A 23,233-nucleotide genomic window follows, 5' to 3' on the forward strand; every position below is an offset into this window, starting at 1 on the left:
GTCCGTTCGTCACCCGCTCGTTCCTGCCGGTGGCCGTGGGCATCCTGGGCGTATGAGGGATCTCGGTGCACGGAAGGGCCCGGGCGGGCCGGGCGGCGCGGGCGACTCAGGCGGTACGGGCCGTCCGGCGGAGTCGCGGGGTGCGGCGGATCCGGCGGGTCTCGCCGCGGAGTTGCGGCGGGCCGTCCGGGGCGAGGTCGGCTTCGACGTCACCTCCCGGGCCCTGGTGACGATGGACGCGTCCAACTACCGGCGGGTCCCGCTCGGCGTGGTGGCGCCGCGGGACGCCGACGACGTGGCGGCGGTGCTGGCCGTGTGCCGGGAGCGCGGGGTCCCGGTGGTGGCCCGGGGCGGGGGCACGTCGATCGCGGGGCAGGCGACGGGGACGGGGGTGGTGCTGGACTTCACCCGGCACATGAACCGGCTCGTCTCGCTGGACCCGCACGCGCGCACGGCCGTCGTGCAGCCGGGACTCGTCCTCGACCGCCTCCAGGAGGCCGCCGCGCCGCACGGACTGCGCTTCGGTCCGGACCCGTCCACCCACAGCCGGTGCACGCTCGGCGGGATGATCGGCAACAACTCCTGCGGCGCGCACTCGGTGGCCTGGGGGACCACCGCGGACAGCGTGTGCGAACTGGAGGTGCTCACCGCGCGCGGCGCGCGTTCGCGACTCGGACCGGGCTGGGCCGGCGCGCCGGACGGCCTGCGGGAGCTGGCGGAGGGCGAACTGGCGCGGCTGCGCACCGGCTTCCCCGACCTGCCCCGCCGCATCTCCGGGTACGCCCTGGACGCGCTGCTGCCCGAGCGCGGCGCCGACGTCGCCCGCTCGTTCTGCGGCTCGGAGGGCACCCTCGGGGTGCTGACGGAGGCGGTCGTACGACTGGTCGAGGCACCCCGCGCGGTCGCCCTGGCCGTGCTGGGGTACGCCGACGAGGGCGCCGCCGCCGAGGCGGCCGCCGGGCTGCTCCCGCTCGGCCCGCTGACCGTGGAGGGGATGGCGGCGGACCTGGTGCGCGGGACGGCCGGGCTGCCCCGGGGCGGGGCCTGGCTGTTCGTGGAGACGGGCGGCGGCACGGCGGCCCAGGCGCACGCGCGGGCCCGGGAGGTCGCCCGGGCGGCCGACGCCGTCGACGCGCTGGTGGTCACGGACCCGGCCGGGCAGCGCGCGCTGTGGCGGGTCCGCGAGGACGCGAGCGGCACGGCCACCCGGATGCCGGACGGCTCCGAGGCCTGGCCGGGCTGGGAGGACTGCGCGGTGCCGCCCGCCCGGCTCGGCGCGTATCTGCGGGACTTCCGGGCCCTGATGGCCGCCCACGGCCTGCGGGGCACCCCGTACGGGCACTTCGGGGACGGCTGCATCCATGTCCGTATCGACTTCGACCTGCTCACCGAGGCGGGCGTGGGCCGCTTCCGCCGCTTCTCCGAGGAGCTCGCCGACCTGGTGGTGGCGTACGGCGGCTCGCTCTCCGGGGAGCACGGCGACGGGCAGGCCCGCGCCGAGCTGCTGCCGAGGATGTACGGCACGCAGACGGTGGCGCTCTTCGAGCGCGCCAAGGCGGTCTGGGACCCCGACGACCTGCTCAACCCCGGGATGCTGGTGCGCCCGGCCCCGCTGGACAGCGACCTCCGTTTCTCCGTGCTGCCGCGCACCCCCGTGGACGTGGCCTTCGGCTATCCCGCGGACGGCGGCGACTTCTCGGCGGCGGTGCGCCGCTGCGTCGGGGTGGCGAAGTGCCGTACGGCCGAGGCGTCCGGGCCCGCGGTGATGTGCCCGTCCTTCCGGGCGACCGGCGAGGAGGCGCACTCCACCCGCGGACGCGCCCGGCTGCTGCACGAGATGCTGGCGGGTGAGCTGGTGACGGACGGCTGGCGCTCCCCAGAGGTCAGGGACGCGCTGGACCTGTGCCTGTCCTGCAAGGGCTGCCGCTCGGACTGCCCGGTCGGCGTCGACATGGCCACGTACAAGGCGGAGTTCCTGCACCACCACTACGCCGGGCGCCGCCGTCCCATGGCCCACTACACGCTGGGACGGCTGCCGGTGTGGCTGCGCTGGGCCTCCCGGACACGCGCGGTACGGGTGCTCAACGCGCTCGCCCGCGTGCGGTCGCTGGCGTGGGCGGCGAAACGGCTCGGCGGGATCGCCCCGGAGCGGGAGATCCCCCGGCTGGCACCCGAGCCGTTCAGCCGGTGGTGGCGGGGCCGGCGGGCCACTGTCGGCACGGGGGCCGGCGACCTGGTCGTCCTGTGGCCGGACACCTTCACCGAGTACCTCTCGCCCGCCGTGGGCCGGGCGGCCGTGCGGGTGCTGGAGGCGGCGGGCCTGCGGGTGGTGCTGCCGCCGACGCTACGGCCGCCGCGGGGCCGGATCGCGGACGGCCGGACGAGGTCGGCGGCCACCCTGCTGACGGCGCGTCACGACCGGGTCTGCTGCGGTCTGACGTACCTGTCCACGGGCCAGCTGGACCGCGCCCGCACCGTGCTGCGCCGCACCCTCGACCTGATGGCGCCGGTGCTGGAGACGGCCGCCCCGGTCGTCGTCCTGGAGCCGAGCTGTGCCGCCGCGCTCCGCGGCGACCTGCCGGAACTGCTGCACGACGACCCGCGCGCGGCCCTCCTCGCCGCTCGCGTCCGCACCTTCGCGGAGGTCCTCGAACAGCACGCTCCCGACTGGGCCGCGCCCCGCGTGGACCGCCCGGTCGTCGGCCAGACCCACTGCCATCAGCACGCGGTGCTCGGCGACGGACCGGACCGCCGGCTGCGTACGGCGGCGGGACTGACGGGCGAGCTCGGCGGCGGCTGCTGCGGACTGGCCGGCAACTTCGGCTTCGAGAAGGGGCACGAGGAGGTGTCGAGGGCGTGCGCCGAGGAACGGCTCCTGCCGTCGGTGCGGGCCGCGGCGGCCGGGACGGTGGTCCTGGCCGACGGGTTCTCCTGCCGGACCCAGCTGGAGCAGCTGGCCGGGGTGCGGGGGAGACATCTGGCGGAGGTGCTGGCGGAGTGCCTGCCGGGCGGCCCGGACGGGCGGCCGCCCGGACCGCACGGGGCCGGCTGAGCGGGCCGACGGGGCCGGCGGGGTCGGTGGGGTCGGCTGAGTGGGCCGACGGGGCCGGTGGGGACCGGTGAGCGGGCCGGACGGACGCGTGGCGCAGGACGAAGCGGGCAAGCCCTCCTAGGCTGGCCGATGAGCCGCGTATCGCCAGGAACCGTACGAGGGAGCCCCGCGCATGACCTTTCGCGTCCAGCCCATCACCCGCGCCCAGCACCTCGCCTTCGTCTCGGCCCGCCCCTCCGTCAGCCACCTCCAGATCCCGTCCTGGGGTGACGTCAAGCCCGACTGGCGGTCGGAGAGCCTGGGCTGGTTCGACGAGGACGGGCGGCTGGCCGGGGCGGGCCTGGTGCTGCTGCGGCCGCTGCCCAGGCTGCGGCGCTACCTCGCGTATCTGCCGGAGGGGCCGGTGATCGACTGGTTCGCGCCCGACCTGGAGCGATGGCTGCGACCGCTGCTCGCTCATCTGAAGTCGCGGGGCGCGTTCTCGGTCAAGATGGGACCGCCCGTGGTCGTACGGCGCTGGAGCGCGGACGCGGTGAAGGCGGCGATCGCGGATCCGGACGTCCGGCGGCTGGGCGAGGCGGAGGCGACCTCGTACGAGCCGCTCGCCGAGCAGGTCGCGGACCGGCTGCGCCGGATGGGCTGGCGGCGGGCCGCGGCCGGCGGGGAGGAGGGGTTCGCGGCCGGGCAGCCGCGCTACGTCTTCCAGGTGCCGTTCGCCGGGCGGTCGCTGGAGGACGTCCACGGCGGCCTCAACCAGCAGTGGCGGCGCAACGTCAAGAAGGCGGAGAAGGCCGGGGTCAAGGTCGTGCCGGGCGGCCCGGAGGACCTGCCGGTGTTCTACGGGCTGTACACCGAGACCGCCGAGCGCGACCGCTTCACCCCGCGCCCGCTGTCGTACTTCCGGCGCATGTGGACGGCGCTCAACTCCGAGCACCCCGACCGGATGCGGCTCTACCTCGCCCATCACGACGGCGAGGTGCTGGCCGCGGCCACCATGCTGACCGTCGGCGACCACGTCTGGTACTCCTATGGCGCCTCCACCGCCCGCAGGCGCGAGGTCCAGCCCAACAACGCCGTGCAGTGGCGGATGATGACCGACGCCCACCGGCTGGGCGCCTCCGTCTACGACCTGAGGGGCATCACCGACACGCTGGAGGAGTCCGACCATCTGCTCGGCCTGCTCCGCTTCAAGGTGGGCACCGGCGGGCAGGCGGTCGAATACCTCGGCGAGTGGGACTTCCCGCTCAACCGGCTGCTGCACCGGACCCTGGAGTTCTACCTGGCCCGCCGCTGACCCGGCACCGCCGCCCGGCGTCCGACGGGGCCGCCGGTCTCGGCATTCAGGACAGTCCCGTCAAGGGTTCACACCCCTGACGGAGTCCATTACCCTGGACTCGGAAGTGCATCACGATGAACGATCTCTGATCCGAGCCAGCCCCCAGGACCGCCTGTGACCACCCCCAGCGCCACCACCCCGTCGTCCCCGTCCGTGTCGGCGACGGAACCCGTGCCCGTCCCCACGGGTGGCGCGCCCCGCCGGTTCGGCTCGCTCGGGCCGGTCGGACTGGTCCTGGCCGGGGGCGTCTCGGTCCAGTTCGGCGGCGCGCTCGCCGTGACCCTCATGCCGCGGGCCGGCGCGCTCGGCGTGGTGAGCCTGCGACTGCTGGTGGCGGCGCTGGTCCTGCTGCTCGTCTGCCGTCCGCGACTGCGCGGCCACTCCCGCGCCGACTGGGGCACGGTCGTCGTCTTCGGCATCGCGATGTCCGCGATGAACGGCCTCTTCTACCAGGCGGTCGACCGCATCCCGCTGGGTCCGGCCGTCACGCTGGAGGTCCTCGGCCCGCTCGCGCTCTCGGTGGTCGCCTCCCGTCGCGCGCTCAACCTCGTCTGGGCGGGGCTGGCCCTCGCCGGTGTCTTCCTCCTCGGCGGCGGGGGGTTCGGCGACCTCGACCCCGGGGGTGTCGCCTTCGCCCTGGGCGCGGGCGCGATGTGGGCGGCGTACATCGTCTTCAGCGCCCGTACCGGCCGCCGCTTCCCGCAGGCCGACGGGCTCGCCCTCGCGATGGCGGTCGGCGCGCTGCTGTTCCTGCCCCTGGGGCTGGCCGAGTCGGGGACGAAGCTGTTCGACCCGGTGACGTTCGGTCTGGGCGCCGGGGTGGCCGTGCTCTCCTCCGTCCTGCCCTACACCCTCGAACTCCTCGCCCTGCGCCGGCTGCCCTCCTCGACCTTCGCGATCCTGATGAGCCTGGAGCCGGCCATCGCCTCGGCCGCGGGCTTCCTCATCCTGGACCAGGCCCTCTCCGCCCTCCAGGCGGCCGCGATCGCGCTGGTCATCGGCGCGAGCATGGGGGCCGTACGCACCCAGGTGGGCCGCGGAAAGGCAGCGGTCCCGCCGAGCGCTTCCTGACGTTTCCTGAGGCGTGGCCGTACGGCCGGGTACTAGAGTCGGGTGCGTGCCACGAGCCGACACCGGCACGCGGTCGGCCCGTCGGTCGGAGACGCGAAGGGGACGGCGGATGAGCACGCAGCACAGCGAGACAACCGGCGACGGACCGCTGATCCCGCGACCGGACCGTACTCCGGGCGCTCTGCGTGCCGCCTGTGCCGTTGTCGCGCCGCAACTCCTGACCGCTTACGACCAGGCCAAGGATCAAGCCCTCGCCGAAGCCGTCGACCATGGCTCGCTCCGGCCCGTCCACGCCTACCTCGACCACTGGGCGGCGCTGATCGAGATCGAGCGCCACCCGGAGACGGCGAAGGCGTACCACCGAGCCGCATACCTCGCTCATGTCGCGATCAAGCCGGACGAGGCCCGCGAGCATCTGGGCACCGCAAGCGGTATCTACCGTGCCGCTTTCCGGGCGCTCGCGAAGTGACCTGGCGTTGGGAGTACGTCCCGGACGAGGCGACGGTGGCCGCCGGGGCGCCGACCGGGTTCGTCGCCGAAGTGGAGAAGACGGCTGACGAACTGGTCCGAGCGGCCGAGGCGCTTCACCTGCACGGCCCCGCGTACCAGGGCGCCGACGAAGGCGCGAAGCACGCGTTCGTGGCGGGTGGCTTCTTCGTGTACATGGTCACGCCGCGCTCGGAACTCTTCAGTATCTGGCAGATCACCTCGGACCCGCTGTCCTGACGGCTGCCGGCTGCTGCCGCACGCTGCGCCGGGGCTCGGGACGCCGCGGCGGCCCCATCTGCCGGACCTTGGACGGCGCGTTCCGCACGAACAAATTCATGCAAGCATGCTTGATTGTTTCTAGGCCCGCTGGCATGCTCCCCGGCATGTCCGATCCGACGCCAGTGTTCGATGATCTGCGTGACGAGAGCGAAGAACTCGACCGGTTCGTGGCCGAGTTGAGTCCACGGCAGTGGGAGCTTGCGACTCCCGCGCCCCGGTGGACCGTCGCCCACCAGATCGCCCACCTCGCCTGGACCGACCACTCCGCCCATCTCTCCGTCACGGACGCCGACGCCTTCCACGCCCTGGTCGAGAAGGCCCTCGAGGCGCCGGACTCGTTCGTGGACGAGGGCGCCGAGGAGGGCGCCCGACAGCCGTCCGCCGCCCTGCTGGCAGGCTGGCGGGAGGGGCGTGCCGCGCTCGACCGGGCCCTGCGCGAGGCCCCGGCCGGTGCCCGCTTCCCCTGGTACGGCCCGCCCATGTCGGCCGCCTCCATGGCCACCGCCCGGCTGATGGAGACCTGGGCGCACGGCCAGGACGTGGCCGACGCCCTCGGCGTGGTCCGCGCGCCCACCGACCGGCTGCGCCATGTCGCCCGGCTCGGGGTGCGCACCCGTGACTTCGCCTTCGGTGTCCATGGGCTCACCCCGCCCGCCGACGCCTTCCGCGTCGAGCTGGTCCTGCCCTCCGGCGCCGGCTGGGCGCTCGGCCCCGAGGACGCCCCGCAGCGGGTCACCGGGTCCGCCCTCGACTTCTGCCTCCTGGTCACCCAGCGCGCCCACCGCGCCGACGTCGACGTACGCGCCGAAGGCCCCGACGCCGACCGCTGGCTCGGCCTCGCCCAGGCCTTCGCCGGACTGCCCGGCGCCGGACGCCCCCCGAAGGGCGCCGCGCGGTGACCCTGCGGATAGGCAACGCCTCCGGCTTCTACGGCGACCGCTTCGACGCCCTGCGCGAGATGCTCACCGGCGGGGAGCTCGACGTGCTGACCGGCGACTACCTCGCCGAGCTGACCATGCTGATCCTGGGCCGCGACCGGATGAAGGACCCGGCCGCCGGTTACGCCCGTACCTTCCTGCGGCAGCTGGAGGAGGGCCTCGGCCTCGCCCACGAGCGGGGCGTGAAGATAGTGACGAACGCGGGCGGCCTCAATCCGGCCGGACTCGCGGACGCCGTACGGCAGCTGGCCGGCCGGCTGGGCATCCCGGTCCGGGTCGCCCATGTCGAGGGCGACGACCTGCTGGCCCGCCACCCCGGCGCCCTGGCCGCCCACGCCTACCTCGGCGGCTTCGGCATCGCGCAGTGCCTGAAGGCGGGCGCGGACGTCGTGGTCACCGGGCGGGTCACCGACGCGGCCCTGGTCACCGGGCCCGCCGCGGCCCACTTCGGCTGGGCGCCGGACGACCACGACCGGCTGGCCGGGGCCGTGGTCGCCGGACACATCCTGGAGTGCGGCACCCAGGCCACCGGCGGCAACTACGCCTTCTTCAACCGGATTGACGACAACGGCGCCCAACCCGAACAAGGCCGCCGGGGCGGCGGCGCAGTCCGCCGCCCCGGCTTTCCGCTCGCCGAGCTCCACGCCGACGGCAGCTGTGTGATCACCAAGCACCCCGGCACCGGCGGCTTCGTCGACGTCGGCACGGTCACCGCCCAGCTGCTCTACGAGACCGGGGGCGCCCGGTACGCCGGCCCCGACGTCACCGCCCGGCTGGACACCGTACGGCTCACCCAGGACGGCCCCGACCGGGTGCGGGTCGAGGGCGTCACCGGGGAGGCCCCGCCGCCCGCCCTCAAGGTCGGCCTCAACCGCTTCGGCGGCTTCCGCAACGAGGTCGTCTTCGTCCTCACCGGCCTCGACATCGAGGCGAAGGCCGCGCTGGTGCGGGAGCAGATGGCGGACGCCCTCGCCGGGAACCCGCCCGCCGAGGTCCGCTGGGACCTGGTCCGCACCGACCGGCCGGACGCCGGCACCGAGGAGACCGCGAGCGCGCTGCTGCGGCTGGTCGTGCGCGACCAGGACCAGACGGCCGTGGGACGGGCGCTGAGCGGCGCCGCCATCGAACTGGCCCTCGCGAGCTATCCCGGATTCCATGTGGTGGCGCCGCCCGGGAAGGGCGCGCCCTACGGGGTCTTCGAGGCGGCGTACGTCCCCCAGGACACCGTCGAACACCTGGCGGTGCTCCACGACGGACGCCGGGTCGCCGTGCCCGCCGCCCCCGGCACCCGCGTACTCGACGAGGTGCCGGAGCCCGCCCTGCCCGAGCCGCTGCCGCCGGGCGCGGCGACCCGGCGGGCCCCGCTCGGCCTGGTCGCCGGTGCCCGCAGCGGCGACAAGGGCGGCAACGCCAACATCGGGGTCTGGGCGCGGACGGACGAGGCCTGGCGGTGGCTGGCCCACACCCTCACCGTCGAACGGCTGCGCGAGCTGCTGCCGGAGACCGCCGGTCTGCGCGTGGTCCGCCACGTCCTGCCCGGCCTGCGCGCCCTGAACTTCGTCGTCGAGGGGATCCTCGGCGAGGGCGTCGCCGCCCAGCACCGCTTCGACCCGCAGGCCAAGGCCCTCGGCGAGTGGCTGCGCTCCCGTCACCTGGACATACCGGAGGTGCTGCTGTGACGGTCCTGCCGTCCGCGCTGGACGTCAACGGCCCGGACCACCGGGCGAACCGCGAGGCCATGCTCGCCAAGCTCGCCGACCTGGACGCCGAGCACGCCAAGGCGCTCGCGGGCGGCGGCCCCAAGTACGTCGACCGGCACCGCGGGCGCGGCAAGCTGCTGGCCCGCGAGCGCATCGAGCTGCTGCTCGACCCCGACACCCCGTTCCTGGAACTGTCGCCGCTGGCCGCCTGGGGCAGCGAGTACACGGTCGGCGCCTCGCTCGTCACCGGCATCGGGGTGGTCGAGGGCGTGGAGTGCCTGATCACCGCCAACGACCCCACCGTGCGCGGCGGTGCATCCAACCCGTGGAGCCTGAAGAAGGCGCTGCGCGCCAACGACATCGCGCTCGCCAACCGGCTGCCCTGCATCAGCCTGGTGGAGTCCGGCGGCGCCGATCTGCCGTCTCAGAAGGAGATCTTCATCCCGGGCGGCGCGATCTTCCGGGACCTGACCCGGCTGTCCGCCGCCGGGATCCCCACCGTCGCCGTCGTCTTCGGCAACTCGACCGCCGGCGGCGCCTACGTCCCCGGCATGTCCGACCACGTGATCATGGTCAAGGAGCGGGCGAAGGTCTTCCTCGGCGGGCCGCCGCTGGTGAAGATGGCCACCGGCGAGGAGAGCGACGACGAGTCGCTCGGCGGCGCCGAGATGCACGCCCGGGTGTCGGGGCTCGCGGACTACTTCGCGGTCGACGAGCAGGACGCGCTGCGTCAGGCACGGCGGGTCGTGGCCCGCCTCAACCACCGCAAGGCCTACCCCGATCCGGGTCCGGCCGAGCCGCCCAAGTACGACCCGGAGGAGCTCCTCGGGATCGTCCCCGGCGACCTCAAGACCCCCTTCGACCCGCGCGAGGTCGTCGCCCGGATCGTCGACGGCTCCGACTTCGACGAGTTCAAGCCGCTGTACGGGACGAGCCTGACCACCGGCTGGGCCACCCTGCACGGCTATCCCGTCGGGATCCTGGCGAACGCCCAGGGGGTGTTGTTCAGCGCCGAGTCCCAGAAGGCCGCCCAGTTCATCCAGCTGGCCAACCAGCGCGACATCCCGCTGCTGTTCCTGCACAACACCACCGGCTACATGGTCGGCCGGGAGTACGAGCAGGGCGGCATCATCAAGCACGGCGCGATGATGATCAACGCGGTCAGCAACTCGAAGGTGCCGCACCTGTCCGTCCTGATGGGCGCCTCCTACGGCGCCGGGCACTACGGCATGTGCGGACGTGCCTACGACCCGCGCTTCCTGTTCGCCTGGCCCAGCGCCAAGTCGGCGGTGATGGGCCCGCAGCAGCTGGCCGGCGTGCTGTCGATCGTCGCCCGCCAGTCGGCCGCCGCGAAGGGGCTGCCGTACGACGACGAGGCGGACGCCGGGCTGCGCGCCATGGTCGAGCAGCAGATCGAGTCCGAGTCGCTGCCGATGTTCCTGTCCGGGCGGCTGTACGACGACGGCGTCATCGACCCGCGCGACACCCGCACCGTCCTCGGCCTGTGCCTGTCGGCCGTCCACACCGCGTCCTTCGAGGGCGCGCGCGGCGGCTTCGGCGTCTTCCGGATGTGAGGTCCGTACACGTGATTTCTTCCGTCCTCGTCGCCAACCGCGGCGAGATCGCCTGCCGTGTCTTCCGTACCTGCCGCGAGGCGGGCATCCGGACGGTCGCCGTGCACTCGGACGCCGACGCGCACGCCCTGCACACCCGTACGGCCGACACGGCGGTACGGCTGCCCGGGGCGACCCCCGCGGAGACGTATCTGCGCGGCGACCTGATCGTGAAGGCGGCCGTCGCCGCCGGCGCGGACGCCGTGCACCCCGGCTACGGCTTCCTGTCCGAGAACGCCGACTTCGCGCGCGCCGTCCTGGACGCGGGCCTGGTCTGGATCGGTCCGCCGCCGGAGGCGATCGAGGCCATGGCGTCCAAGACCCGCGCCAAGGAACTGATGGGCCTCGTGCCGCTGGGCGAGGTCACCGAGGCCGACCTGCCCGTCCTGGTGAAGGCCGCGGCGGGCGGCGGCGGGCGCGGGATGCGGATCGTGCGCCGGCTCGCCGACCTCGACGGCGCGCTGGAGGGCGCGCGCGCCGAGGCCGTGAGCGCCTTCGGTGACGGCGAGGTGTTCGTCGAGCCCTACGTCGAGAACGGGCGCCATGTAGAGGTGCAGGTCCTCGCCGACACCCATGGCACGGTGTGGACGCTCGGCACCCGCGACTGCTCCCTCCAGCGCCGGCACCAGAAGGTGATCGAGGAGGCGCCGGCGCCCGGCCTGCCCGAGGAGCTGGAGCGCGAACTGCACACGCTGGCCGTGCGCGCCGCCCGTGCCGTCGACTACACGGGCGCGGGCACGGTCGAGTTCCTGGTCGCCGACGGCCGGGCGCACTTCCTGGAGATGAACACCCGCCTCCAGGTCGAACACCCCGTCACCGAGGCCGTGTTCGGCGTCGACCTGGTCGCCGAGCAGATCAGGATCGCCGAGGGCCACGCCCTGGCGGGCACCCTGCCCCGCCCGGACGGCCACGCCGTCGAGGCCCGCCTGTACGCCGAGGACCCGGCCCGCGGGTGGGCCCCGCAGACCGGCACCCTGCACCGCCTCGCCGTCCCCGACGGCGTCCGCCTGGACACCGGCTACACCGACGGCGACGAGATCGGCGTCCACTACGACCCGATGCTCGCCAAGGTGGTCGCCCACGCCCCCACCCGCGCCGAGGCCCTGCGCAGGCTGGCCGGCGCCCTGGAGCGGACGGCGGTGCACGGCCCCGCCACCAACCGGGACCTCCTCGTACGCTCCCTGCGCCACGAGGAGTTCACCGCCGGCCGCATGGACACCGGCTTCTACGACCGGCACCTCGCCGCCCTCACCGACGGCGGTCCGGCCGACCCGCACGCCCCGCTGGCCGCCGCCCTGGCCGACGCCCACGGCCGCTCCCGCTTCGGCGGCTGGCGCAACCTGCCGTCCCAGCCGCAGACCAGGCGCTACGCCATGGCCGGCGAGGAGCACGAGGTCCACTACCGGCACACCCGCGACGGCCTGACCGCCGAAGGGGTGCGGGTGGTGCACGCCGACGCCGCTCTCGTCGTACTCGAAGTGGACGGTGTGCAACGGAAGTTCGAGGTCGCACGGTACGGCGACCGGGTCCACGTCAACGCCACCGCGCTGACCGCCCTGCCCCGCTTCCCCGACCCGGCCGCCCAGCGGGCCCCCGGCTCCCTCGTCGCCCCCATGCCGGGCACGGTGGTGCGGATCGCCGAGGGGCTGGAGCCCGGCGCGGCCGTCGCCGCCGGTCAGCCGATCCTCTGGCTGGAGGCGATGAAGATGCAGCACCACATCACGGCACCCGCCGACGGAACCCTCACCTCCCTCTCCGTGACCGTGGGACAGCAGGTGCAGGTCGGCACGCTGCTGGCCGTGGTGCAGCAGGCCTGACGGGACGCGGGTCCGCATCCCCCGTGCGGACCCGGCGCGCCCGGTCCCGACGAACCCGCACTCGAAGGAGCACCATGAGCACCCTCATCGAGCCCGAGGAGCACCAGGACCTCCGCGCCGCGGTGGCCGCCTTCGGCAGGCGCTACGGCCGCGACTACCTCGCCCGGGTCGTCGCGGACGGCGGCTATCCGGCCGAGCTCTGGCAGGAGGCCGCCAAGCTCGGCTACCTGGGCGTCAACCTGCCGGAGGCGTACGGCGGGGGCGGTGGCGGCATCGCCGAGCTGTCCATCGTCCTCGAAGAGCTCGGCGCGGCCGGCGCCCCCCTGCTGATGATGATCGTCTCGCCCGCCATCTGCGGCACGGTCATCGCCCGCTTCGGCACCGAGGAGCAGAAGCGGGAGTGGCTGCCCGCCCTCGCCGACGGCTCCCGCACGATGGCCTTCGGCATCACCGAGCCCGACGCCGGTTCCAACTCGCACCGGATCACCACCACCGCCCGCCGGGACGGCGACAGCGGGGACTGGCTGCTCAGCGGCCGCAAGGTCTTCGTCTCCGGCGTCGACATCGCCGACGCCACCCTGATCGTCGGCCGTACCGAGGACGCCCGTACCGGCAGCCTCAAGCCCTGTCTGTTCATCGTCCCGCGGGACGCCGAGGGCTTCTCCCGGCAGAAGATCGACATGGAACTGCACGGCGCGGAGAAGCAGTTCGAACTGGTCCTGGACGAGGTGCGGCTGCCCGCCGAGGCACTCGTCGGCGACGAGGACGCGGGCCTGCTCCAGCTCTTCGCCGGGCTCAACCCGGAGCGGATCATGACGGCCGCGTTCGCCATCGGCATGGGGCGCTTCGCCCTGGCCCGGGCGATCGAGTACGCGCGTGAGCGGACCGTCTTCAAGGTCCCGATCGGCGCCCACCAGGCCATCGCGCACCCCCTCGCGCAGGCGCACATCGACCTCGAACTCGCCCGGCTGATGATGCAGAAGGCCGCCGCGCTGTACGACGCGGGGGACGACATCGGCGCGGGCGAGGCCGCCAACATGGCCAAGTACGCGGCCGGGGAGGCCTGCGTGAAGGCGGTCGACCAGGCGGTGCACACCCTCGGCGGCAACGGCCTCACCCGAGAATTCGGTCTCGCCGCATTGATAACAGCCTCGCGTGTGGCCCGTATTGCTCCGGTGAGCCGGGAAATGATTCTCAACTACATCTCCCACCAGACCCTGGGTCTGCCCAAGTCGTACTGATCCAGCACACCGTTGTGCGAGGAGGAACCGTGTTCCGCAGCGCGTACGCAGACGTCCCTGCCATCGAAATCCCCATCCACGAGGCGGTACTGGGCCGGGCCGCCGAGTTCGAGGACACCCCCGCCCTGGTGGACGGCACCGACGGCACCACCCTCACGTACGAACAGGTCGACCGGTTCCACCGGCGGGTCGCGGCCGCGCTGGCCGAGGCGGGGGTGCGCAAGGGCGACGTGCTCGCCCTGCACAGCCCCAACACGGTCGCCTTCCCGGTCGCGTTCTACGGCGCCACGCGCGCGGGGGCCTCCGTCACCACCGTGCACCCGCTGGCCACGGCGCAGGAGTTCGCCAAGCAGCTGCGCGACTCGGCGGCCCGCTGGATCGTCACCGTGTCACCGCTGCTGGCGAGCGCGCGCGAGGCCGCCGAGCTGGCCGGCGGAGTCCAGGAGATCTTCGTCTGCGACAGCGCGCCGGGGCACCGCTCGCTGATCGACATGCTCGCCTCCGAGGCGCCGGAACCCGAGGTCGCCCTGGACCCGGCCGAGGACGTCGCGGCCCTGCCGTACTCCTCCGGGACCACGGGCGTCCCCAAGGGCGTGATGCTCACCCACCGGCAGATCGCCACCAACCTGGCGCAGCTGGAGCCCGCGGTCGACACCGGCCCCGGCGAACGCATCCTCGCCGTGCTGCCCTTCTTCCACATCTACGGCCTGACGGCCCTGATGAACGCGCCGCTGCGCAAGGGCGCCACCGTCGTCGTCCTCCAGCGCTTCGAACTGGACTCCTTCCTCGCGGCGATCCAGAACCACCGCATCACCGGCCTGTACGTGGCCCCGCCGATCGTCCTCGCCCTCGCCAAGCACCCGGCCGTCGCCGAGTACGACCTGTCGTCGCTGAAGTACATCGTCAGCGCCGCCGCCCCGCTGGACGCCGAGCTCGCCGCGGCCTGCTCCCGGCGGCTGGGCCTGCCGCCGGTCGGCCAGGCGTACGGGATGACGGAGCTGTCGCCCGGCACCCATGTCGTCCCGCTGGACGCCATGGCCGACGCGCCCCCGGGGACCGTCGGCCGGCTCATCGCCGGCACCGAGATGCGGATCGTCTCCCTCGACGACCCCGACACGGACCTCGACGTCGGCGAGCCCGGCGAGATCCTGATCCGCGGGCCCCAGGTCATGAAGGGCTACCTGGGCCGCCCCGACGCCACCGCCGACATGATCGACGCCGACGGCTGGCTGCACACCGGGGACGTCGGCCATGTCGACGACGACGGCTGGCTGTTCGTCGTCGACCGGGTCAAGGAGCTCATCAAGTACAAGGGCTTCCAGGTGGCCCCCGCCGAGCTGGAGGCCATCCTGCTCACCCATCCCGGCATCGCCGACGCCGCCGTCGTCGGCGTCCGCAACGACGACGGCAACGAGATACCGCACGCCTTCGTGGTCGCCCAGCAGGCCGCCGCCGGCCTCACCGAGGGGGAGGTCATGATGTACGTCGCCGAGCGCGTCGCCCCCTACAAACGTGTCCGGCAGGTCACCTTCATCGACGCGGTGCCGCGGGCCGCGTCCGGGAAGACCCTGCGCCGGGAACTGAGGGAGCGCGCATGACCCTGGTCGGACGGACCCGCGAGCGGGGCGTGCAGACGCTCAGCCTCGACGCGACGGACACCCGCAACGCGCTCTCCGCGGCGCTCGTCGGGGAACTCGCCGACGCGCTGGCCGACTGCGCCGGGGACGACGGGGTGCGCGCGGTCGTCCTCACCCACACCGGCAACACCTTCTGCGCCGGCGCCGACCTGCGCGACCCGCCGCACCCTGACGCGCTGGTCGCCCTGTTGCGGGGCATCGTCGAGCTGCCCAAGCCGGTCGTGGCCCGGGTCACCGGGCACGTACGGGCGGGCGGCCTCGGCCTGCTCGGCGCCTGCGACATCGCGGCCGCCTCCCACGACGCCACCTTCGCGCTCACGGAGGTGCGGATCGGGGTGGCCCCGGCCGTCATCTCGCTCACCCTGCTGCCCCGCGCCGACCCGCGCGCCGTCGCCCGCTACTACCTCACCGGCGAACGGTTCGACGCCGCCGAGGCGGTCAGGACCGGGCTGCTGACCGTGGCGGGCGACGACGTGGACGACGTACTGGAACCCGTCCTGGAGGGTCTGCGCAAGGCCGCCCCGGGGGCACTGGCCGAGACGAAAGCGCTGCTCACGGCTAGGGTGCTGGAGGCATTCGACCAGGACGCGGCCGACCTCACCGCGCTCTCGGCCCGGCTGTTCTCCTCCGCGCAGGCCAGGGAGGGGATGACGGCCTTCCTCGAACGACGGGATCCCGCATGGGTGCTGTGACCACAGCCGACCGCGACCGCGCCCCCAAGCAGGACCGCAGCCGGGCCACCCGGCAGCGGCTGCTGGAGGCCGCGGTCGCCTGCCTCGCCGAGCACGGCTGGGCGGGCTCCACGGTACTGGTCGTCGCCGAGCGCGCCGGGGTCTCCCGGGGCGCCGCCCAGCACCACTTCCCGACCCGCGAGGACCTGTTCACGGCGGCCGTCGAGTACGTCGCGGAGGAACGCTCCGGCGCGCTGCGGGCCCTCTTCCCCGAGGGCGCCGCCCAGGACCGGCGCGAGGTGGTGGCGGCCCTCGTCGACCTCTACACCGGCCCGCTGTTCCGGGCGGCGCTGCATCTGTGGGTGGCCGCCTCGAACGAGGAGCAGCTGAGCCCGCGGGTGATCGAGCTGGAGGCCCGGGTCGGCCGTGAGACCCATCGGATAGCCGTGGACCTGCTGGGCGCGGACGAGTCCCGGCCCGGGGTCCGCGAGACGGTCCAGGGCCTGCTGGACATGGCCCGCGGCCTGGGCCTGGCCAATCTGCTCACCGACGACCGCCAGCGCCGCGAACGGGTCGTGACGCAGTGGGCGGCCGTCCTGGACGCGGCGCTGCGGGACTGACGCCCGGGGGACCGGGGGCCTGCGGGACCGGGACCCCGGGACCCGGCCGGCTCAGGGGCTGAGCCGCTCCGTGCGCCAGCCGCCGTCCGCCTGCGCCACGTACCGCAACCGGTCGTGCAGCCGGTTCTCCCGGCCCTGCCAGAACTCCACCGTCCGCGGGGTCACCCGGAAACCGCCCCAGTGCGGCGGGACCGGGACCTGCTCGCCCTGCGGGTAGCGGTCCTCCAGCTCGGCGTACGAGGCGTCGAGCTTGGCGCGGGAGGGGACGACGCTGGACTGGGTGCTGGCCCAGGCACCCAGCTGGGAACCGTGCGGCCGGGTGCGGAAGTAGGCGGCCGTCTCGTCCCGGCCGGTACGCCGCGCCACGCCCTGGACGATGACCTGGCGCTCCATCGGGTGCCAGGGGAACAGCAGCGAGATGTTCGGGTTCCCGGCCAGGTCGCGGCCCTTGCGGGAGTCGTAGTTGGTGTAGAAGACGAAGCCGTGCTCGTCGAACTGCTTCAGCAGCACCGTACGGGAGCTGGGCCTGCCCTCCGCGTCCACCGTCGAGACGATCATGGCGTTCGGCTCGAACAGGTGTGCCTCCGCGGCGGCCTGCTTGAACCAGCGTGCGAACTGCTGCACGGGCGTGGCGGCCAGATCGGACTCGGCGAGACCCTCCTCCCGGTACTGCTTGCGCATCGAGGCGGGATCCGGGGCGGCGGCGTCGTGGGCGGCGTTCACGCGGTCATCTTGCCGTATGCATGCCCGCCGCCGGGTGTCGTCCCGCATCATCGGGGTGGCACTCAGTGCCGCAAGTACTCCCCAAAGGTGACACTCAGGGATATGGTGCTGATGGCGTCCTGGTTGGATGACCGCCGACCGCACGGGGCATCACCAGGGTGGGCGCCCAGGACCGCGAGCCGTCGCGGACGACCGTGGATCCGTGGGGCGTACGCCGACTCCACCGTTCCGCCCGGTCGCCGGTCCCGGTTCTCGGCCCACAACATCATCCGTCGTACACATCATGAGGAGCCGCCTGATGTCCGACTTCGTACCCGGACTCGAAGGAGTCGTAGCGTTCGAGACGGAGATCGCCGAACCGGACAAGGAGGGCGGCGCGCTGCGGTACCGGGGCGTCGACATCGAGGATCTGGTCGGCCACGTCTCGTTCGGCAATGTCTGGGGCCTCCTCGTCGACGGCGCCTTCAACCCAGGCCTGCCGCCCGCCGAGCCGTTCCCGATCCCTGTGCACTCGGGTGACATCCGGGTGGACGTCCAGTCCGCGCTCGCCATGCTCGCCCCCGTCTGGGGCCTGAAACCGCTCCTGGACATCGATGCCGAGCAGGCCCGCGACGACCTTGCCCGCGCCGCCGTCATGGCGCTGTCCTACGTCGCCCAGTCGGCCCGCGGCCAGGGCCGCCCCATGGTCCCGCAGCGCGAGATCGACAAGGCGCGGTCCGTCGTCGAGCGGTTCATGATCCGCTGGCGCGGCGAGCCCGACCCCAAGCACGTGGCGGCGGTCGACGCCTACTGGACGTCGGCGGCCGAGCACGGCATGAACGCGTCCACCTTCACCGCCCGGGTCATCGCCTCCACCGGCGCGGACGTGGCCGCCGCCCTGTCCGGCGCGGTGGGAGCCATGTCCGGCCCGCTGCACGGCGGCGCCCCCTCCCGGGTGCTCGGCATGATCGAGGAGATCGAGCGCACGGGCGACGCCGAGGCGTACGTCAAGCAGGCCCTCGACCGCGGTGAGCGCCTCATGGGCTTCGGCCACCGCGTCTACCGCGCCGAGGACCCTCGCGCGCGGGTGCTGCGCCGCACGGCCCGCGAGCTCGGCGCCCCGCGCTTCGAGATCGCCGAGGCCCTGGAGAAGGCGGCCCTGGAGGAGCTGCACAACCGTCGCCCGGACCGGGTCCTCGCGACCAACGTGGAGTTCTGGGCGGCCATCATGCTGGACTTCGCCGAGGTCCCGGCCCACATGTTCACGTCGATGTTCACCTGTGCCCGTACGGCCGGCTGGTCGGCGCACATCCTGGAGCAGAAGCGCACCGGACGCCTGGTGCGTCCCTCCGCCCGCTACATCGGTCCGGGCTCCCGCGACCCGCGCGAGATCGAGGGCTACGAGGACATCGGCCACTGAGCCCCCGGATCCGTCCGGGAACGCAGACGACCCGCGAGTCACAGGCCCTCCGAAAGAGGGGCCGGCCGGACGTAACCGGCGACTCGCGGGTCGGGTGACTGCTTGGGATTGGGCCGGCCGCACGCTTCTGTCACGCGCTGGTCCGGCACCGCACTCGGTGTGGTGACGGGCCGCTAGCCCGCAGCCACCTCACGCGTCCGGGTTTCACTCATGTACCCGATCACCTCCCTTCGGTGTAAGTCCCACCCTAAGAAGGTCGCGGCGGACCTTCAACCCTTTTTGCGCCGGCCCCGCCGGCCCCGCCGGCCCCGCCGCCGTCGCGCGCGGGCAATCCCGTTGACCGGCGGGCGGGGCCGCGATTCCCTGCTGCCATGACGGATCAGACGGATCAGACGGATCAGACGGATCAGATGGACCAGATGGATCAGGCGGACCGGACGGACGCGGCGGACGCGGCGGGCCGGGCGGAGCTTCGGATAGCGCCCGTGGCGGGCGAGGCGATGACGGAGCAGTGGCGGCACGTCCACAACGTGGTCGTACCGCCCGCGGCGATGTCCCCGGCCGAGGCGGTGGAGCGCGTCGGCCGCTACCGCCTGGCGAACGCCTATCTCGGCGACACGCTGGTCGGCTGCTCGACCGTACGGCCGCCGGAGGGCGCGGACGCGGTCGCCACCGTCATCGCCCGGGTGCTGCCCGGGTTCCGGCGGCGGGGCTTCGGCACGGCGCTGTACGAGCACGGGCTGGCCCACGCGCGGACGCTGGGGGCCCGGACGGTCGAGGCCGTCGTCCTGGCGGCCAACGAGGACGGCGTCCGGTTCGCCGAGGCGCGCGGGTTCGTCGAGGTCGAGCGGTATGTGCTGGACGGGGAGAGCGATCTGTGGCTGACGTTGCGCCGCGAGTCCTGTGCCGGATAGACCCCGGCGTACAACGATTCCTTCAATCTTGTGGGAACTCGATGTGTGCTGCATCACGTTCGAGTTGAATGATGGCAAGTGACGCAGCCGGCAGGGGGTCCAGGTGAGTGCTTCCCGGCGTAGTGGGACCACCGACGAGCTGGGGCCGGACGAGCCCACACAGCCCGAGCGGGAGGCCTCGGACGGCTCGGATCTGCTCGCCGCGCTGCTGGACGGCATGGACGCGGCCCTGTGCGCCTTCGACGCGGACGGCGTCGTCACCCACTGGAACCGGGAGGCCGAGCGGATCCTGGGCTGGACGGCGGCCGAGGCCGTGGGACGGCACGGGTTCGCCGGCTGGGCCGTGCGCCCCGCGGACGCCGAGGATGTCCAGGCGCGGCTGATGGCCGCCATGCGGGCCCCCGGCCGCCAGGTGCACGAGTTCGCGCTGCTGACCAAGGACGGCGGCCGGGTGCTCGTACGGACCCAGTCGGCCGTCGTGCACGGCCCCGACGGCGGGCCCGCGGGCCTGTACTGCGCCTTCAGCGAGGTGCACGCGCAGATCGACCTGGAGCGGTCCATCGCGCTGAGCGAGGCCCTGTTCGAGAACGCGAGCTGGGGTGTCGTCCTGGTCGACGCCGATCTGCGGCCCGCCGTCGTGAACGCGCACGCGGCCCGCGCGCTGGGCATCGGGCGCACGGCGGCGCTGGGACGGCCGCTCGGCGAACTGCTCGCCCAGGGCGTCGAGGAACTGGAGAGCGCGCTCACCCACGTCCTGGCCCAGGGCGCGCCGCCCGCGCCCGCCGAGATCTGGGTGACCGTGCGCACGCCCGAGGGCGAGCGCCGGCGCTGCTGGCGCAGCGGTTTCCTGCGGCTGGCCTCGCCGCTCGCGGAGGAGCCGGTCCCGCTCGGCGTCGGCTGGCTGTTCCAGGACGTCACCGAGTCCCGGCAGGGCGAGCAGGAGGCGGCGCTGCTGCGCTTCCGCGGCAACCAGCTGCACCGGGCGGCCCGCGCGGCCGCCGAGTGCGAGGACCCGGCCGAGGCGGTCACCGTCCATCTCGACTTCGCGCTCGCCGGGTTCGCCGACCAGGCCCTGATCGACCGGGTGACGGAGCCGGCCGACGGGCCGGTACGGCTGGTGCGGATCGCCCAGACGCCCGCGGGCACCCCGGGTCCCGCGCTGCTCACCGGGCAGGCCGGGCTGCCCGTGTGCTACGGCCCGGGGCATCCGGCGTTGCAGTGCGTGGAACGGACCGGGTCGGTGCGCTCCGCCGCCGGGACCGGGCCGGCCGAGGAGGCACGGGAGTGGGCGCTGGCCCGGCAGTGGCCGTCCGACACGGTGCACGCGCTGTGCGCGGTGCTGCGCAGCCGGGGGCGGACGCTGGGCGTGGTGACGTTCCTGCGCACCGGCGGCCGCAGCGCCTTCGAGCGCTCCGACACGGCGTACGCGGAGGACGTCGCGGTACGGATCGCGGGCGCCCTCGACCTCGCGGGACTGCTGCGGACCGAGTAGTGCGCGCCGCGGGAGCGCCCGGAGCCGGTCCGGCCGCTCCCGTCAGTGCTGGTAGAAGATCCGGTCCCGGTACTCCTGCATGATCCGGCGGTTCCAGTCGTGGCCCCCGTCGACGTTGCCGGAGCGCAGCAGCGGCGGCTCGACGCCCCGCTCGGCGAGGGTGCAGGCCGTGGTGGCCATGACCGCCTGGAGCAGCGCCGTGGTGACGACGGTGGAGGCCGGGGCGAAGGGGGCCGGGATGGTGTCCAGGCTGAGCTCGGCGTCGCCGACCGCGATCTTCGAGTCGAGGACGAGGTCGCAGTGGTCCTTGAGGTACGTCCCCGAGGAGTGCCGGGACGACGTCTGCGCGGCGTACGCCACCGAGGTCACGCCGATGACCTCCACCCCACGGGCGCGGGCGCCCATGGCCATCTCCACGGGGAGGGTGTTGCGGCCCGAGAGGGAGATGATCACGAGGACGTCGCCCGCGCGCAGCGGGGAGGAGTCCAGGACGACTTCGGCCAGCCCGTCGACGCGCTCCAGGGCGGAGCCGAGCGTGGCCGGCCTGACGTCGACGCCGACCATGCCCGGCACGGGGAGCAGGTTCATCAGGGCCAGGCCGCCGGCCCGGTAGACGAGGTCCTGGGCGGCGAGCGAGGAGTGTCCGGCGCCGAAGGCGAAGAGACGGCCGCCGCCGGCCACCGCGTCGGCGAGGAGCGTGCCGGCCGCCTCGATGACCCCGGCCTCCTCGTCGCGGACCCGTTGCAGCAGGGTGATCGCGGCGTCGAAGAACTGGCCGGCCGGTGTGCTGTCGCCCATGCGATGCCCCTTCACAGCGTCTGGCGGCGTCTGTGCCGCGGATCACCGTGCGGTCTGGACCAGTGCCCTGTCAATACGGCGACGCGCGGTCGTGTCGACCGGGTGCCCTCGCTGTCGGCGCCTCCCCGCCGTCCGCGCCTTCCGGGTGGCTCGCGGGCCGCCGTGCGCCCCGGACGATCGGCGTCCGCCGTGGGCGAGCCCGGCGCACTCCCGCGTAACCGTCCCGTTTCGCAGGCGGGGCACGGTTGTCAGTGCTATGCGTCAGAATTGAGCCCAGGGCCAGCGCACGCGCCGCGGAGCCAGCCGTGCTTCCGGCAGATCTCATTTAGGGGCAGGTATGTCCGGACTGATCGACACCACGGAGATGTATCTCCGCACCATCCTCGAGCTGGAGGAGGAAGGTGTGGTCCCGATGCGCGCCCGGATCGCCGAACGGCTCGACCAGAGCGGGCCGACCGTCAGCCAGACGGTGGCCCGGATGGAGCGCGACGGACTGGTGTCCGTGGCCAGCGACCGGCACCTGGAGCTGACGGACGAGGGCCGCAGGCTGGCCACCCGGGTGATGCGCAAGCACCGGCTCGCGGAGTGTCTCCTGGTGGACGTGATCGGTCTGGAGTGGGAGCAGGTGCACGCCGAGGCGTGTCGCTGGGAGCACGTGATGAGCGAGGCCGTGGAGCGGCGCGTGCTGGAGCTGCTGCGCCACCCGACCGAGTCGCCCTACGGCAACCCGATCCCCGGTCTGGAGGAGCTCGGCGAGAAGGACGGCGCCGACCCTTTCCTGGACGAGGGCATGGTGTCCCTGGCCGAGCTCGACCCGGGCCTGGAGGGCAAGACGGTCGTGGTGCGCCGGATCGGCGAGCCGATCCAGACGGACGCGCAGTTGATGTACACGCTGCGCCGGGCGGGCGTGCAGCCCGGCTCGGTGGTGAGCGTGACCGAGTCTCCCGGCGGTGTGCTGGTGGGCAGCGGCGGCGAGGCCGCCGAGCTGGTGGCGGAGGTCGCCTCGCACGTGTTCGTCGCCAAGCGCTGAGTGCGCCGAATCGCAGCGGTCCGACGCTTCGCGTGCCAGGCTTGCTGTCGCATGAGGCATACGGGCTGAGGGGGCGGGGAGGATGTGCCGCAGAGACCAGGGTGGCCCCGGCGCCCGAAGGCGCCGGGGCCTGTCCTCCCCTGTTCCGACCTGGAGCCCCGAGCTCTCAAGGTCGTTCCCCTCGGACCGTTTTCCCCGAGCGGTCCGCCTCCCGCTGAAGATCTCCCCTCGGTGGCGGCGATCATTCCTTGAGAGTGGTCACTCGAACGAGGGGTGTTACCCGCGGAGAAGGCGTATTTCGAATACGTTTTCGATAATTTGCCCATGAGTCTGCGTAGAGTCCGTAGATGTGGATGAGGGAAAGCGGTACCACGGCAACGACGGCAGGCAGCAAGCGGTTCACAGGACCGGCC

The 23,233-nt window shown here is 73.6% G+C and carries 19 protein-coding genes; 17 read left to right on the forward strand and 2 right to left on the reverse strand.

Translation table 11 applies throughout. The features are described from left to right. Nucleotides 1-52: 52 nt before the first annotated feature. From ACZ7OY_RS15475 to ACZ7OY_RS15535, 13 genes are all read left to right on the forward strand, one after another. Nucleotides 53-3,052 carry an FAD-binding and (Fe-S)-binding domain-containing protein gene (locus tag ACZ7OY_RS15475; protein WP_471911847.1) on the forward strand — a complete coding sequence of 1,000 codons (3,000 nt, stop codon included), beginning with the start codon at nucleotides 53-55 and terminating at the stop codon, nucleotides 3,050-3,052. Nucleotides 3,053-3,224: 172 nt separating this feature from the next. After that, nucleotides 3,225-4,346, forward strand: a complete 1,122-nt coding sequence (locus tag ACZ7OY_RS15480) for a lipid II:glycine glycyltransferase FemX (RefSeq protein WP_471911848.1) — start codon at nucleotides 3,225-3,227, stop codon at nucleotides 4,344-4,346. A 156-nt stretch (nucleotides 4,347-4,502) separates the two neighbouring features. Next, nucleotides 4,503-5,459 (forward strand): EamA family transporter, encoded by a 957-nt coding sequence (locus ACZ7OY_RS15485; protein WP_471911849.1) that lies wholly within the window; start codon nucleotides 4,503-4,505, stop codon nucleotides 5,457-5,459. Nucleotides 5,460-5,568: 109 nt separating this feature from the next. Beyond that, entirely contained in the window at nucleotides 5,569-5,928 is a 360-nt protein-coding gene (locus ACZ7OY_RS15490; protein WP_471911850.1) for a DUF6247 family protein, read from the forward strand. Beyond that, complete coding sequence (locus ACZ7OY_RS15495) at nucleotides 5,925-6,185, forward strand: hypothetical protein (protein WP_471911851.1); 261 nt, start codon at nucleotides 5,925-5,927, stop codon at nucleotides 6,183-6,185. Before ACZ7OY_RS15490 ends, ACZ7OY_RS15495 begins: the two co-directional genes overlap by 4 nt. 146 nt (nucleotides 6,186-6,331) lie before the next feature. Continuing rightward, nucleotides 6,332-7,126, forward strand: a complete 795-nt coding sequence (locus ACZ7OY_RS15500; protein ID WP_471911852.1) for a TIGR03084 family metal-binding protein — start codon at nucleotides 6,332-6,334, stop codon at nucleotides 7,124-7,126. After that, nucleotides 7,123-8,844 (forward strand): acyclic terpene utilization AtuA family protein, encoded by a 1,722-nt coding sequence (locus ACZ7OY_RS15505; protein WP_471911853.1) that lies wholly within the window; start codon nucleotides 7,123-7,125, stop codon nucleotides 8,842-8,844. The genes ACZ7OY_RS15500 and ACZ7OY_RS15505 overlap by 4 nt, the downstream gene beginning before the upstream one ends. After that, nucleotides 8,841-10,439, forward strand: a complete 1,599-nt coding sequence (locus tag ACZ7OY_RS15510; protein WP_471911854.1) for an acyl-CoA carboxylase subunit beta — start codon at nucleotides 8,841-8,843, stop codon at nucleotides 10,437-10,439. Before ACZ7OY_RS15505 ends, ACZ7OY_RS15510 begins: the two co-directional genes overlap by 4 nt. Nucleotides 10,440-10,450: 11 nt before the next feature. After that, nucleotides 10,451-12,295: an acetyl/propionyl/methylcrotonyl-CoA carboxylase subunit alpha gene (locus tag ACZ7OY_RS15515; protein WP_471911855.1), complete on the forward strand. Its 1,845-nt coding sequence runs from the start codon at nucleotides 10,451-10,453 to the stop codon at nucleotides 12,293-12,295. A 74-nt stretch (nucleotides 12,296-12,369) separates the two neighbouring features. Further along, nucleotides 12,370-13,536 (forward strand): acyl-CoA dehydrogenase family protein, encoded by a 1,167-nt coding sequence (locus tag ACZ7OY_RS15520; RefSeq protein ID WP_471911856.1) that lies wholly within the window; start codon nucleotides 12,370-12,372, stop codon nucleotides 13,534-13,536. A gap of 29 nt (nucleotides 13,537-13,565) precedes the next feature. Continuing rightward, nucleotides 13,566-15,134 carry a 4-coumarate--CoA ligase family protein gene (locus tag ACZ7OY_RS15525; RefSeq protein ID WP_471911857.1) on the forward strand — a complete coding sequence of 523 codons (1,569 nt, stop codon included), beginning with the start codon at nucleotides 13,566-13,568 and terminating at the stop codon, nucleotides 15,132-15,134. Beyond that, nucleotides 15,131-15,865 (forward strand): enoyl-CoA hydratase family protein, encoded by a 735-nt coding sequence (locus ACZ7OY_RS15530; RefSeq protein WP_385531367.1) that lies wholly within the window; start codon nucleotides 15,131-15,133, stop codon nucleotides 15,863-15,865. The genes ACZ7OY_RS15525 and ACZ7OY_RS15530 overlap by 4 nt, the downstream gene beginning before the upstream one ends. Next, nucleotides 15,853-16,464, forward strand: coding sequence for a TetR/AcrR family transcriptional regulator (locus ACZ7OY_RS15535; protein WP_471911858.1), 612 nt, complete (start codon nucleotides 15,853-15,855; stop codon nucleotides 16,462-16,464). The genes ACZ7OY_RS15530 and ACZ7OY_RS15535 overlap by 13 nt, the downstream gene beginning before the upstream one ends. 51 nt (nucleotides 16,465-16,515) lie before the next feature. Here ACZ7OY_RS15535 and pdxH read toward each other — a convergent pair whose 3' ends face one another. Then, on the reverse strand, nucleotides 16,516-17,145 hold the full coding sequence (gene pdxH / locus ACZ7OY_RS15540; RefSeq protein ID WP_471912093.1) for a pyridoxamine 5'-phosphate oxidase: 630 nt from the start codon (nucleotides 17,143-17,145) through the stop codon (nucleotides 16,516-16,518). Nucleotides 17,146-17,485: 340 nt separating this feature from the next. Between pdxH and ACZ7OY_RS15545 the strand changes: the two genes are divergently transcribed. The 3 genes from ACZ7OY_RS15545 (at nucleotide 17,486) to ACZ7OY_RS15555 (ending at nucleotide 20,992) form a co-directional block, all read left to right on the forward strand. Beyond that, nucleotides 17,486-18,586, forward strand: a complete 1,101-nt coding sequence (locus tag ACZ7OY_RS15545) for a citrate synthase 2 (RefSeq protein WP_351602512.1) — start codon at nucleotides 17,486-17,488, stop codon at nucleotides 18,584-18,586. 410 nt (nucleotides 18,587-18,996) lie between these two features. Continuing rightward, entirely contained in the window at nucleotides 18,997-19,500 is a 504-nt protein-coding gene (locus ACZ7OY_RS15550) for a GNAT family N-acetyltransferase (RefSeq protein WP_471911859.1), read from the forward strand. A 103-nt stretch (nucleotides 19,501-19,603) separates the two neighbouring features. Further along, nucleotides 19,604-20,992, forward strand: coding sequence for a PAS domain-containing protein (locus ACZ7OY_RS15555; RefSeq protein ID WP_471911860.1), 1,389 nt, complete (start codon nucleotides 19,604-19,606; stop codon nucleotides 20,990-20,992). A gap of 42 nt (nucleotides 20,993-21,034) precedes the next feature. On the opposite strand, the gene ACZ7OY_RS15560 is transcribed toward ACZ7OY_RS15555, so the two are convergent. Next, complete coding sequence (locus tag ACZ7OY_RS15560; RefSeq protein ID WP_471911861.1) at nucleotides 21,035-21,790, reverse strand: SIS domain-containing protein; 756 nt, start codon at nucleotides 21,788-21,790, stop codon at nucleotides 21,035-21,037. 337 nt (nucleotides 21,791-22,127) lie between these two features. Here ACZ7OY_RS15560 and ACZ7OY_RS15565 point away from each other — a divergent pair, with 337 nt between their 5' ends. Further along, nucleotides 22,128-22,820 (forward strand): metal-dependent transcriptional regulator, encoded by a 693-nt coding sequence (locus ACZ7OY_RS15565; protein ID WP_384725579.1) that lies wholly within the window; start codon nucleotides 22,128-22,130, stop codon nucleotides 22,818-22,820. The last annotated feature ends 413 nt before the right edge of the window (nucleotides 22,821-23,233 follow it).

The sequence above is a fragment of the Streptomyces sp. NPDC107559 genome (assembly GCF_055657365.1).